Source organism: Amycolatopsis sp. CA-128772 (genome assembly GCF_002904295.1).
GTDB lineage: Bacteria > Actinomycetota > Actinomycetes > Mycobacteriales > Pseudonocardiaceae > Amycolatopsis.
Genome location: NZ_PPHG01000014.1, coordinates 115,882 through 128,635, shown reverse-complemented (window position 1 = coordinate 128,635; position 12,754 = coordinate 115,882). Strand labels below are relative to the sequence as shown.

At 70.5% G+C, this 12,754-nt stretch carries 6 protein-coding genes and 1 pseudogene; 1 reads left to right on the top strand and 6 read right to left on the bottom strand.

The window, feature by feature from the left end:
- Positions 1-102: 102 nt before the first annotated feature.
- From C2L59_RS05965 to C2L59_RS05945, 5 genes are all read right to left on the bottom strand, one after another.
- Positions 103-3,810: a multifunctional oxoglutarate decarboxylase/oxoglutarate dehydrogenase thiamine pyrophosphate-binding subunit/dihydrolipoyllysine-residue succinyltransferase subunit gene (locus tag C2L59_RS05965; RefSeq protein ID WP_103348503.1), complete on the bottom strand. Its 3,708-nt coding sequence runs from the start codon at positions 3,808-3,810 to the stop codon at positions 103-105.
- A gap of 201 nt (positions 3,811-4,011) precedes the next feature.
- Positions 4,012-4,488: a DUF4291 family protein gene (locus C2L59_RS05960; RefSeq protein ID WP_103348594.1), complete on the bottom strand. Its 477-nt coding sequence runs from the start codon at positions 4,486-4,488 to the stop codon at positions 4,012-4,014.
- A 168-nt stretch (positions 4,489-4,656) separates the two neighbouring features.
- Entirely contained in the window at positions 4,657-8,403 is a 3,747-nt protein-coding gene (locus C2L59_RS05955; RefSeq protein ID WP_103348502.1) for an ABC transporter ATP-binding protein, read from the bottom strand.
- Between the two features lie 95 nt (positions 8,404-8,498).
- Positions 8,499-9,380 carry an ABC transporter permease subunit gene (locus C2L59_RS05950; protein WP_103348501.1) on the bottom strand — a complete coding sequence of 294 codons (882 nt, stop codon included), beginning with the start codon at positions 9,378-9,380 and terminating at the stop codon, positions 8,499-8,501.
- Positions 9,380-10,414 carry an ABC transporter ATP-binding protein gene (locus C2L59_RS05945; RefSeq protein ID WP_103348500.1) on the bottom strand — a complete coding sequence of 345 codons (1,035 nt, stop codon included), beginning with the start codon at positions 10,412-10,414 and terminating at the stop codon, positions 9,380-9,382. Before C2L59_RS05945 ends, C2L59_RS05950 begins: the two co-directional genes overlap by 1 nt.
- Before the next feature lie 462 nt (positions 10,415-10,876).
- On the opposite strand from C2L59_RS05945, the pseudogene C2L59_RS05940 reads away from it, so the two are divergent.
- A pseudogene (locus C2L59_RS05940) lies at positions 10,877-11,438 on the top strand (response regulator transcription factor).
- 133 nt (positions 11,439-11,571) lie between these two features.
- Here the strand turns inward: C2L59_RS05940 and ald are convergent.
- A complete protein-coding gene (ald, locus tag C2L59_RS05935; protein ID WP_103348499.1) occupies positions 11,572-12,687 on the bottom strand; it encodes an alanine dehydrogenase in 1,116 nt (371 codons plus the stop codon).
- Positions 12,688-12,754 lie beyond the last annotated feature (67 nt).

The following is a 12,754-nucleotide window of genomic DNA, read 5'->3' as shown; positions in this document are numbered from 1 at the left end:
CCGGTTGCCACGCTAGCGGTGGGCACCGACAGTTCCGGGCCCGATACGGGGAAGGCCCCCTCGCCGGTGAACCGGGAGGGGGCCTTCGCCGTGGTCAAGCGATCAGTCGAACGCCTTCGCGATCAGCGCCTTCTGCTCCACTTCGTGCACCTTCGACGAGCCCGCCGACGGGGCCGCCATCGGGCGGCGGGACACGACCTGCAGGCCCGAGAGGACCTCCGGGAACTTCCGGGGCAGGTTCAGGCCGAAGAACGGCCACGCACCCTGGTTCTCCGGCTCCTCCTGGACCCACGCGACCTGCGTCGCGTTCGTGTAGCGCTCCAGGGCCGCCAGCAGCTTCTTCTTCGGCAGCGGGTAGTACTGCTCGATCCGGACGATCGCGACGTCGTCGGCCTCGCGCTTGGTCCGCTCGGCCACCAGCTCCCAGTACAGCTTGCCGGAGGTCAGCAGCACCTTGCGGATCTTCGCCGGGTCCGGGGTGACGTCGTCGATGACGGACATGAAGCGGCTCTCGCCGGTGAAGTCCGCGACCGCCGACGTCGCGGCCTTGTTGCGCAGCATCGACTTCGGCGTGAAGACCACCAGCGGACGCTGGATGCCGTCGAGGGCGTGGCGGCGCAGCAGGTGGAAGTAGTTCGCCGGGGTGGACGGGACCGCCACCGTCATCGAACCCTCCGCGCACAGCGAGAGGAACCGCTCGATGCGGCCGGACGTGTGGTCCGGGCCCTGGCCCTCGTGGCCGTGCGGCAGCAGCAGCACGACGTCCGAGCGCTGGCCCCACTTGGCCTCGCCCGAGGAGATGTACTCGTCGATGACGGTCTGCGCGCCGTTGACGAAGTCGCCGAACTGCGCTTCCCACATCACCAGCGACTCGGGGTTGGCCACCGAGTAGCCGTACTCGAAGCCGACGGCCGCGTACTCCGACAGCGCCGAGTCGTAGATCATCACGCGACCCTGGCCGTCGGCCAGGTTCTGCAGCGGCGAGTACTCCTGGCCGGTCTTGCGGTCGATGAACACCGAGTGCCGCTGCGTGAACGTGCCGCGCCGCGAGTCCTGGCCGGACAGCCGCACCAGGCGGCCCTCCATCGCCAGCGACCCGAACGCCAGCAGCTCGCCGAACGCCCAGTCGATGTCGCCCTCGCGGGACATCTTGTGGCGGCGCTCCATGACCGGCTTGACGCGCGGGTGCGGGGTGAAGCCCTCCGGCACGTTCACGAACGCGTCGCCGATGTGCTCCAGCGTCGTGTTCGTGATCGCCGTCGCGACCTTGGCCGGCACCTGCTGCTCCTCCTCGACCGAGGGGCTCGCCTTCGCCGGGTGCTTCTCCAGCTCCCGGACCTCGTTGAAGACGTGCTCCAGCTGGCTCGAGAAGTCGCGCAACGCGGCCTCGGCCTCTTCGACGGAGATGTCGCCACGGCCGATCAGCGACTCGGTGTAGGTCTTCCGCGTCGAGCGCTTGGTGTCGATGATGTCGTACATCGCCGGCTGCGTCATCGAGGGGTCGTCGCCCTCGTTGTGGCCACGGCGGCGGTAGCAGATCAGGTCGATCACGACGTCCTTGTGGAACGCCTGCCGGTACTCGACGGCCAGCTTGGCCACCCAGTGCGCGGCCTCCGGGTCGTCGCCGTTCACGTGGAAGATCGGCGAGCCGATCATCTTCGCGACGTCGGTGGCGTACTGCGACGAGCGCGAGTGCTCCGGCGCGGTCGTGAAGCCGACCTGGTTGTTGACGATCACGTGCACGGTGCCGCCGGTGCGGTACCCGCGCAGCAGCGACAGGTTCAGCGTCTCGGCCACGACGCCCTGGCCCGCGAAGGCCGCGTCGCCGTGCATCAGGACCGGCAGGACCGTGTAGCCCTCGCCGCCCTTGTCCAGGAGGTCCTGCTTCGCGCGGACGATGCCTTCGAGCACCGGGTCCACGGTCTCCAGGTGCGACGGGTTCGCGGTCAGCGACACCTTGGTCTCGCCGTCGCCGAACATGCGGAAGTACTTGCCTTCGGCGCCGAGGTGGTACTTCACGTCACCGGAACCGTGCGCCTGGCCCGGGTCGAGGTTGCCCTCGAACTCCTGGAAGATCTGGCTGATCGGCTTGCCGACGATGTTGGCCAGCACGTTCAGGCGGCCGCGGTGCGGCATGCCGATGACGACCTCGTCGAGCTCGTGCTCGGCGGCCTTGTCCAGCAGCGTGTCGAGCAGCGGGATCGCCGTCTCGCCGCCCTCGAGCGAGAACCGCTTCTGGCCGACGTACTTGGTCTGCAGGAACGTCTCGAACGCCTCCGCGGCGTTCAGCTTCGAGAGCACGTACTTCTGGACCGCGGGGTCCGGCTTCTCGTGCGGGATCTCGACGCGCTCCTGGATCCAGCGGCGCTCCTCGGGGTCGAGGATGTGGGTGTACTCGATGCCGACCGTGCGGCAGTAGGAGTTGCGCAGCACGCCCAGGATGTCGCGCAGCTTCATCCGCTCCTGGCCGGCGAAGCCGCCGACCGGGAACTCGCGGTCGAGGTCCCAGAGCGTCAGGCCGTGGGACAGGACGTCCAGGTCGGCGTGGCTGCGCTGGCGGTAGTTCAGCGGGTCGGTGTCGGCCATCAGGTGGCCGCGCATCCGGAACGCGTCGATCAGCTCGATCACGCGGGCGGTCTTGTCGACCGGGCCGTCCGGGATGTCGGCGACCCAGCGGATCGGCTCGTACGGCAGGCGCAGGCTGGTGAAGACGTCGTCGTAGAAGCCGTCTTCGCCGAGCAGCAGCTGGTGGATGCGCTTGAGGAACTCGCCCGACTCCGCGCCCTGGATGATGCGGTGGTCGTAGGTCGAAGTCAGCGTCATGATCTTGCTGATGCCGAGGTCGACCAGGGTCTTCTCGCTGGTGCCCTCGAACGCGGCCGGGTACTGCATGGCGCCGACGCCGATGATGGCGCCCTGGCCGGCCTGCAGGCGCGGCACCGAGTGGTTGGTGCCGATGCCGCCCGGGTTGGTCAGCGAGATCGTGGTGCCGGAGAAGTCGTCGGCCGTCAGCTTGTTGTTGCGGGCCTTCTTGACGATGTCCTCGTAGGCCTGCCAGAACTGCAGGAACGTCATGTCCTCGACGCCCTTGACCGAGGCCACGACGAGGTTGCGCGACCCGTCCTTGCCCTTCATGTCGATGGCGAGCCCGAAGTTGACGTGCTCCGGCGTGATCGCGAACGGCTTGCCGTCGATCTGCTGGTAGTGCCGGTTCAGGTTCGGGTAGTCCTTCAGCGCCCGCACCATGGCGTAGCCGATGAGGTGCGTGAAGGAGATCTTGCCGCCGCGGGTGCGCTTGAGGTGGTTGTTGATGACGATGCGGTTGTCCGCCATCAGCTTCGCCGGGACCGCGCGCACGCTGGTCGCGGTGGGGACGCTCAGCGAGGCGTCCATGTTCTTGGCGATGGCCGCCGCGGCGCCGCGCAGCTGCTTCGACTCCGGCTCTTCCTTCGCCTGCGGCTTGGCGTCGGCCTTCGGCCCGGCCTTCGCGGCGGCGGGCTTGGGGGCCGCCTTCGGTGCCGGCTTCGGAGCCGCCTTCGTGGGCGCCGCCTGCCGGGCCGCCGACTCCGCGTTCTGCACGGCCTTGGCCGACGGCTGCGCCGCCGCCTGGCCGTTGGTGGCCGGCTTGGCGTCGGCCTGCTGCCGGGCGGTGTCCGCCTTGGCCTGGGCGCTCTGCGTCGGCTTGAAGTCCGCGAAGAAGTCGTGCCAGGCGGCATCGACTGAGGAGGGGTCGGCGAGGAACTGGTCGTACATCTCTTCGACCAGCCACTCATTGGGGCCGAACTGCGACGCAGGGCTGCTGCTGGACACGGCTTGGGCTCGCCTCTATCCGTCTCGATCTCGATCTTGAATCCGCTGATGCGCCTACCAGGCTAACCCCCTCGGTGACCGCGATGTGATGGAACCGGCCTGTGTGAGGCGTGGCGCACTAGGGTATCAATCACTGACTCGATCAAGATGTGCTAAGGGAACCTTAAGCGCTGGACCGGGTACAGGTTCCCGGGCGCTGCCTCAACCGGCGGCCGGCTCGTACGGCGGCTCGTAGGGGACGAGCTTGACGGCCAGGTGCAGCTGGTCGGTGGCCAGCAGCCCGGCGATGTCCCGTACCACCGGCGTGACGTCGGTGATCGCGGTCACCCACTCGTCTTCCGGCTCGCCGAGGATCCGGATCGCCTGGAAGTCCAGCGCCGTGTGGTCGAGATCTCGCTCCGGCACCCACTCGACGTGCTCGGCGAGCAGCCGCTCGAAGCCTTCGCGGGTGAGGTCGACCGCCAGGATGCGCTCGTGGCCGGGCTCGCGCCCGTTGCCGCTGTCGTGCGCCGCGAGCCGGAACGACGGCGTGACCTGCACCGCCCCGCCGTGCCCGAGCGCCTGCTTCTCGAGCGTGACATCGGCGACGGCGGGCGAGCAGGCCAGGTAGACCCGCACGGTCGAGCCGGTCTGGGCGGCGCGGATCTGCCGGTCGGGCACCCGCTTCTCTTCGAACATGCCCGCCATGCTCCCAGCGCCGGTCCCGCCGGACCACGAACTTTCGTGCGCAAGAGGGCACGAATGACCAAGAGGGTCGGCTCGCGTACCCAGGGGGTCGGTTCGCGTACCGGGAGGGTCGGCTCGCCATCCGACGCTGCAGGTACACGGGCCGACCGGCCCGGTACGTCAGCCGAGGGCCCAGAGGCGGGCGTAGTGGCCGTCCGCGGCCAGGAGCTCGTCGTGGGTTCCGGTCTCCACGATGCGGCCGTGGTCCAGAACCACGATGCGGTCCGCGCGGGCCGCCGTGGCGAGGCGGTGGGCGACCACGAACGTCGTGCGGCGGCGGGCCACGTGTTCCGTGGCGCGCAGGACCGCCGCCTCGGTGGACGGGTCCAGGGCCGCCGTGGCCTCGTCCAGCAGCAGTACGTCCGGGTCCACCAGCTCCGCCCGGGCCAGCGCGACCAGCTGGCGCTGGCCCGCCGACAGCGACCGGCCGCGCTCGCCCACCGGCTGCAGGAAGCCCGACGGCAGGGCCGCGACGCCGTCGAGCGCGCCCACCGCCCGGACCGCCGCCTCGACCTCCGCGTCGGTCGCCGACGGGCGGCCGTACCGGACGTTGTCGGCCACCGTGCCCGAGAACAGGTGCGCCTCCTGCGGCACCACGCCCATCCGGCGCCGCATCCCGGCCAGCTCGTACTCGCGGACGTCCGTGCCGTCCAGCCGGACCTCGCCGCCGGTGACGTCGTAGTAGCGCGCCACCAGCTTCACCGCCGTCGACTTCCCGGCTCCGGTCGCGCCGACCAGCGCGATCGTCTCGCCGGCCGCGACGTCCAGCGAGAACTGCTCCAGCGCCGGCGCGTCCGTGCCGGCGTAGGCGAAGTCGACCTCCTTGAACGACACCTCGCCGCGCAGCCGCGCCGGCACCGCGACCGGGTGCTCGGCCGCGGGCACCGACGTCGGCGTCCGCAGCAGGTCACCGATCCGGTTCAGGCCGACGCTCGCCTGCTGGTACCCGTCGAACACCGCCGACAGCTGCTGGATCGGCGAGAAGAACTGCTGCAGGTACAGCAGGAACGCGAGCAGCACACCGGCCGACAGCGTGCCCGCCGAGACGCGGTTCGCGCCCGCCACCAGCACCGTCGTCGTCGCCAGGTCCGACAGCAGCGCCACCAGCGGGAAGTACGTCGCCACGTACCGCTGCGCCCGCAGCCGCGAGCGCCGGTAGTCGTCGCTGCGCGAAGCGAACGCCTGCGCGGAGCGGTCTTCGCGCGTGTACGCCTGCGCGACGCGCAACCCGCTGACGTTCTCCTGCATGTCCGCGTTCACCACGCTGACCCGCTCGCGGGCCTCGTTGTACGCCTTCGACGCCGAGCGCCGGAAGATCACCGTGGCCACCGCCAGCACCGGCACCATCGCCAGCGCGTACAGCGCCAGCCCGGCGTCGGTGACCAGCAGCGCGCCGGTGATCCCGGCCAGCGTGAGCGCGCTGACCACCGCGGTGGCCAGCCCGGTCTGCAGGAACGTCGAGAGCGCGTCGACGTCCGTCGTCATCCGGGTCATGATCTTCCCGGACAGCTCCCGCTCGTAGTAGTCGAGCCCGAGCCGCTGCAGGTGCGCGTAACTGCGGACGCGCAGCGCGTACAGGACCGTTTCGCCGACCCGCGAGGTCAGCCGCGTCTGCGCGAACACCACCAGCCAGTCGGCCGCGATCACCGCGGCGCCGATCCCGGCGGCCAGCCAGATGATCCACTCGACGCCGGTCCGCACGCCGTGGTCGACGCCGAACTGGTACAGCCCCGGCAACGCGATCGACGCCAGCGCGTCCGCCGCCACCAGCGCGACCACCACGGCCAGCGGCCCGCGCACCGGCCGCAGCAGCCCGCCCAGCCGGAACTTCGGATCGGGCGCGGTGACGTCCACGCCGGGCAGCCGCGGTTCGTCGACGGCCGGCGGGAGCTTGCGCACCCCCTCGATCAGCTCCGGCGTCGGCGGCACGTCGAGGCCGCCGCCCCCGCCGACGAACCCGCTGCTGTTCGGGTCGCCGCTGCGCATCCGCGCGGCTTCGGCCAGGGCGTCGACCTCGTCGTGGCTCTCGTCCCGCGGCCACAGCGACGGCGTGACGCCGTCCTGGCCGCAGTCCAGGCCCTCGCAGCGGTGTTTCTCTTCGACGTCGTCACCCGGGCCCGCCACCAGCTCGCGGAACAGCGGGCAGCGCGCCATCAGCTCGGCCTCGGTGCCGACGTCGACGACGCGGCCTTCGTCGAGCACCGCGATCCGGTCGGCCAGGGCCAGGGTGGAGCGCCGGTGGGCGATCAGCAGCGTGGTCCGGGCCGCGGTGACCGACCGCAGGGTGTCGTGAATCGCCGCTTCGGTGACGGTGTCGATGGCCGAGGTCGCGTCGTCGAGGACGAGGATCCGCGGGTCGGTGATCAGGGCCCTGGCCAGCCCGAGCCGCTGCCGCTGCCCGCCCGAGAGGGTCAGCCCGCGCTCGCCGACCAGCGTGTCGTAGCCCTCCGGCAGGGCGCGGATGAAGCCGTCCGCCTCCGCGGCCTTGGCCGCCGCGACGATCTCCTCCTCGCTCGCGTCCGGGCGGCCGTAGGCGATGTTGTCCCGGATCGACGAAGAGAACAGGAACGCCTCCTCGAACACGACGCCGATCGCCTGCCGCAGCTGCCGCAGCGGGATGTCCCGTACGTCGAGGCCGCCGACCCGCACCGCGCCCGCGTGCACGTCGTAGAACCTGGGGAGCAGCAGCGAGATCGTGGACTTCCCGGAGCCGGCGGTGCCGACCAACGCGAGCGTCTCGCCTGGGTTCGCAGTGACCGAAAGCCCGGCCAGCACCGGTTCGCTGCGGGTGTAGCCGAACCGGACGCCGTCGAGCTCGACGCCGAGCGGGCCGTCGGGCAGCGGCCGCGCGTCGGGCGCGTCGACCACCTCCGGCTGCGCGTCGATCAGCTCGTACACGCGCTCGGCGCCGGCGCGGGTCAGCTGGGCCTGCACGACCAGGCCGGACAGCATCCGCGCCGGGCCGATCAGCGTCGCCAGGTAGGTCGCGAACGCCAGGAAGGTGCCGAGGGTGATGGACCCGTTCAGCGCGAGGACACCGCCGATGCCGAGCACGGCGACCTGGCCGGCGGCCGGCAGGGCGGCGGTGGTCGCCGCCGGGACCGCGGACAGCTTCGCCGCGCGCAGCCGCTCCCCGAACAGCTTGCGCGCGGTCGCCTCCAGCTTCGAGACTTCCCGCGTCTCCTGGCCGAAGCCCTTGACCACCCGGACGCCGGTGACGGTCTCCTCGACCTGCTGCGCGACGTCCGCCGCGCGCTGTTGCGCCGACCACGTGGCCGGGAACAGGCGCTTGCGGCTGCGCGTGACGATGATGCCGACCGCGGGCGTGACGACCAGCGCGATCAGCGTCAGCACCGGCGACAGCCACAGCATCGCGCCGAAGGACAGCAGCGCGAAGACCACCGAACCGAAGGACAGCGGGACCTGCATCAGGATCCCGGTCACCAGCTGGAGGTCGGAGATCGCGCGCGAAGCGACTTGGCCGGTGCGCAGGGCGTCCTGCTTGCCGCCGTCCAGCCGCGAAACGGCGTTGAAGACCCGCTGCCGCAGGTCGTGCTGGACGTCGAGAGCCAGCTTCCCGCCGAGGTAGCGGCGCGCGAACGCGGTGCCGAACGCGATCACCTGCAGCGCCACCAGGAAGACGGCGATCCCGGGCAGTCCGCCGGTCCGCCCCGCCACCGCGTCGTCCACCGCCGTGCGCACCAGCAGCGGGGTCGCGGCCTGCACGCCGACGCCGAACGCGGCGGCCAGCAGCGACAGCACCACGAGCAGGCGGTGCTCCCACGCGGCCGCGGACAGCCGGCGGATCCAGCCGGTCGTCTCGGCGGGTGGGAGCTCTTGACGGGAGCGGGGCGGAGCGATGGTCACGTTGTCACACTAAGCGCCACCACCGACAAAATATTTCCCCGAATGCCGAGAAGGCCACCTCGACCTGCTCGAGGTGGCCTTCGACGACAGCGGGACTACGTGATGTCGCGCTTCTGGTTGCCCGCCCAGCCGAGGCCGAAGAAGAGCATCGTCCACGCGAAGAAGATCAGCGCCGACGCCCACCACGAGAGCACGCCCGGCGCGCCCGCCGCGAGCTGCAGGCCGAGCGCCGACCAGTGGTCGACCCCGCCCGGCAGGTTCAGCGAGTTGATCCCGAACGCGTCCGCCGCGATCCCGCCCACGATCCCGTTGGCGGTGCCGTTCGGCAGAATCCCGCCCAGGATGTCGGCCGGCCCCCACAGCGCGATGACCAGCACGTTCTCCACGATCAGGAACCACACCAGGAACAGCACCACGGCCAGCGGCACGTTCCGCAGCACCGCGCCGAACCCGATGCCGAACAACGTCACCAGCACCGAGGCCAGCACCGTCCCGCCGAGCGCGGCCAGCCACTGCCCGGCCGACGGCCAGCGGCCCGAGTCGACCGACGCCATCACCGCGATCGCCGAGACGCCGAAGCTCACCAGGCCGTAGATCGCGCCCCAGGCCACGTACGTCAGCATCTTCGCGGTCAGCGCCGCGATCCGGTTCGGCGCGGTCAGGAACGTCGTCGTGATCGTCTTGCTGCGGTACTCGCCGGCCAGCGCGAACACCCCGAACAGGCCGGGGATCAGCTGCGCGATGTTCACGCCGTGCGCGAACGCCAGCAGCCCGACCGGCAGCTTGCTCGCGTCCAGGCCGACCGCGCCCGCGACCTCACGGGCGTCCCTCGACCCGATGAAGTCCGCGAAGTCGTTCGTGATCTTGCCCCACACGAACGTCAGCCAGAACGCCACCAGCGCCAGCGGGATCAGCAGCACCCACCACGTGTTCAGCGAAAGCGTCTTGCGGAACTCCGCCTTGACCAGATTGCCCATCACCGCTGCGGCCCTCCCCAGTACTGCTGTTGCTGCTGCGGACCCGACGGCGGGTACTGCTGCGGCGGATACCCGGGCGGCGGCCCCTGGTACTGCTGCGGCGGCGGGTACCCGGCCGGGCCACCGGTGTACTGACCCTGCGTCAGCTGGAAGAACATCCGCTCCAGATCGGCGTGCTCCTCCTGCATCCCGTAGACCGCGATCCCGGCCTTCGCGGCCAGGTCACCGATCTGCTGCACGCTCGACCCGGCGACCGCGACCCGGCCGTCCGGCGTCGGCGACACCTGCTGGACACCGTTTTCCTGCAACGCCTTCACCAGCGCGGACGGATCCGCGGGCTGCACCAGCACCCGCGACTGCTGGCCCTTCCGCAGCTGCTCCAGCGGACCGTAGTACCGCGTGACACCCTGGCTGATGATCACCACCTGGTCGATCAGCTGCTCGACCTCGTTCAGCAGGTGGCTCGACACCAGCACCGTCCGTCGCTGCTCCCGCGCGTACGAGCGCAGGAAGTTCCGCAGCCAGAGGATGCCCTCCGGGTCCAGGCCGTTCGTCGGCTCGTCCAGCACCAGCACCTGCGGATCACCCAGCAACGCCGTCGCCAGCGCCAGCCGCTGCCGCATCCCGAGCGAGAACCCGCCCGCCTTCCGGTCCGCGGCACTGCCCAGCCCCACCAGGCCCAGCACCTCGTCCGCGCGCCGGTCCGGCACGCCGATGGCCGCCGCGTACACCCGGAGGTGGTTGCGAGCCGTCCGGCCGGGGTGGAACCCCTCGTTCTCCAGCACCGAACCCACCACCCGCGCCGGATTCCCCAGCTGCGAGTGCGGCCGCCCGTTGATCGTCGCCGACCCCGACGTCGGCGTCACCAACCCGAGCAGCATGCGCAACGTCGTCGTCTTCCCGGCGCCGTTCGGCCCCAGGAACCCCGTCACCGAACCCGGTTCGACCGTGAAGCTCAGGTCCTGCACGGCGTTCACCGTGCCGAACCGCTTGCTCAGGTTCTGCACCACAATCCGGCCACTGCCGTCGTGCATACCGTCCCCTAACGTTCCCCGCTGATGGGCCGTCATCCTGCCCTAACCACCCAGGCCGCGCGCACGGAACACCCGAACCCGCCCGGAGCGACCTTCGTCACGTTCCGCTACCGGCCGGTACCGGTGCCGAAGCCCTGACCGGGGCCTTTGCGGGGGCCGTCAGATCAACTCGGTAAAGAATTCGTGCGACTTGCCGACCCGGTGGAGCAAACTCGCCCCAACCCCTCTAAGCTAGGACCCGGCGGCCCGCTCCCAGTGACCCCCAGGCTGGTTGAGCGGGTCGCCCCTTCGTCTTCGCTTCGCTTCGACTTTGTCGTTCTGCCCGGGGGGCCGAGCCCCCCGGACCCCCCACGGTGCCTCTGGTTCCCCTTCCAGCGTTGTCCGGCAGGGGCGTCTCCCGGTGTGTGCGTGCCGCCTTATGGATTGGGCTCTGCCGTGTGTGTGGGCGTGGGATCGTTGGGGATGCGGATCTTGCTCGTTGAGGATGAACGGCGGCTTGCTGAAGCTCTTCGGGCCGGGTTGGGGGCCGAAGGTTATGCCGTTGATGTTGCGGGGACGGGCGGGATGCTCTCTGGCTTGCCGGGGAGCACTCCTATGGGGCCATCGTTCTCGACATCATGCTGCCCGGGCTCAACGGGTACCGCGTGTGCCGGCGGCTTCGGGAACGGGGGACTCCACCCCGATTCTGATGCTCACCGCCGAAGACGGTAAGGACGACGAGATCGAGGCCCTTGATACCGGGGCCGATGACTTCCTGGCCTAGCCGTTTTCGTACGGGGTGCTTCTTTCGCGGCTTCGCGCGCTCAAGGAGTTTGCGCCGCTTTCCTACCTGATGCAGCGGGCCGGGCAGGTCGTCACCAAGGCTGAACTCGTTGAGAACCTTTGGGATTTCGCGTCTTCGGCCAGCGCCAATCTCGTCGAGGTGCACGTCAGTGTTCTGCGTCGGAAGATCGATCTGCCGTTCGGAGTGGAGACCATCCGGACCTTGCGTGGGGCCGGCTATCACGTTGTTAGTGCTGGGTAACCACTTTCTGGCGCCTCTATCACTGATAGGGACGCAGTCTGTCGGTTGTCTCTATCGGTGATAGGGCAGGCGTGCCGAAAAGGGGAGCGGGCCCCTGCCGCAGTGCGACAAGGGCCCGCTCGGGTGGGATGGCTCAGGCGAGGACGGTGTCCAGCGGCGTGTGCGGCAGGTCGTGGGCCACCGCGACCGGGCCGTTCGTCAGCGCGCCGGCGTGGGTGTTGAGGCCCTTCGCCAATGCGGCGTCGGCCTGCAGCGCGGCCTTCCAGCCGTGCTCCGCGAGCTGCACCGCGTACGGCAGCGTGACGTTCGTGAGGCCGTAGGTCGACGTCCGCGGCACCGCGCCCGGCATGTTCGCGACGCAGTAGAAGACCGACTCGTGCACGGTGTAGGTCGGGTCGTCGTGCGTGGTCGGGCGCGAGTCGGCGAAGCAGCCGCCCTGGTCGATCGCGATGTCGACGAGCACGCTGCCCGGCTTCATGCGGGCCACCAGCTCGTTCGAGACCAGCTTCGGCGCCTTCGCGCCGGGGACCAGCACCGCGCCGATGACCAGGTCGGCCTGCAGCACGGACTCCTCGACCGACAGCCGGTTCGACGTCACCGTGCGGATGCGGCCGCCGAAGTCGTTGTCGATCTGACGGAGGCGGTCGACGTTGGTGTCGAGGATCTCGACGTCCGAGCCGAGGCCGAGCGCGACGCGGGCCGCGTTGAGGCCCGCGACACCGCCGCCGATGACGACGACGCGCGCCGGGTGGACGCCGGGGATGCCGCCGGGCAGCACGCCGCGGCCGCCGCTGGGCTTCATCAGCGAGAACGCGCCGACCTGCGGGGCGAGCCGGCCCGCGACCTCGGACATCGGGGCGAGCAGCGGCAGCGCGCCGGACACGGTCTGCACCGTCTCGTAGGCGATCGCGGTGGTGCCGGCGGCCAGCAGCGCGTCGGTCAGCGGCCGGTCGGCGGCGATGTGCAGGTAGGTGAACAGCACCTGGTCGGCGCGCAGCCGGGGGTACTCCTCGGCGATGGGTTCCTTGACCTTGAGGACGAGCTCGCCTTCGGCCCAGGTCTCGTCGGCGGTGGCGAGGATCTTCGCGCCGGCGGCGACGTACTCGTCGTCGGTGATGGACGAACCCGCACCGGCGCCGGTCTCGACGAAGACGTCGTGCCCGCGGCCGACCAGCTCGTGCACGCCCGCCGGGGTCAGCGCGACCCGGTACTCGTGCTTCTTGATCTCACGGGGAACGGCGATACGCACGGTCGGCCTCCTGGGTCGGTCTGCGTCCGGATTCGGTGCGGTGTTGCCACTCACGGTGAACCACCCG

Excerpts from the sequence above, each read along its gene's own strand:
- C2L59_RS05950 (WP_103348501.1), bottom strand. The coding sequence starts at position 9,380 with ATGGGCAATCTGGTCAAGGCGGAGTTCCGCAAGACGCTTTCGCTGAAC.
- C2L59_RS05960 (WP_103348594.1), bottom strand. The coding sequence starts at position 4,488 with ATGTTCGAAGAGAAGCGGGTGCCCGACCGGCAGATCCGCGCCGCCCAG.
- C2L59_RS05945 (WP_103348500.1), bottom strand. The coding sequence starts at position 10,414 with ATGCACGACGGCAGTGGCCGGATTGTGGTGCAGAACCTGAGCAAGCGG.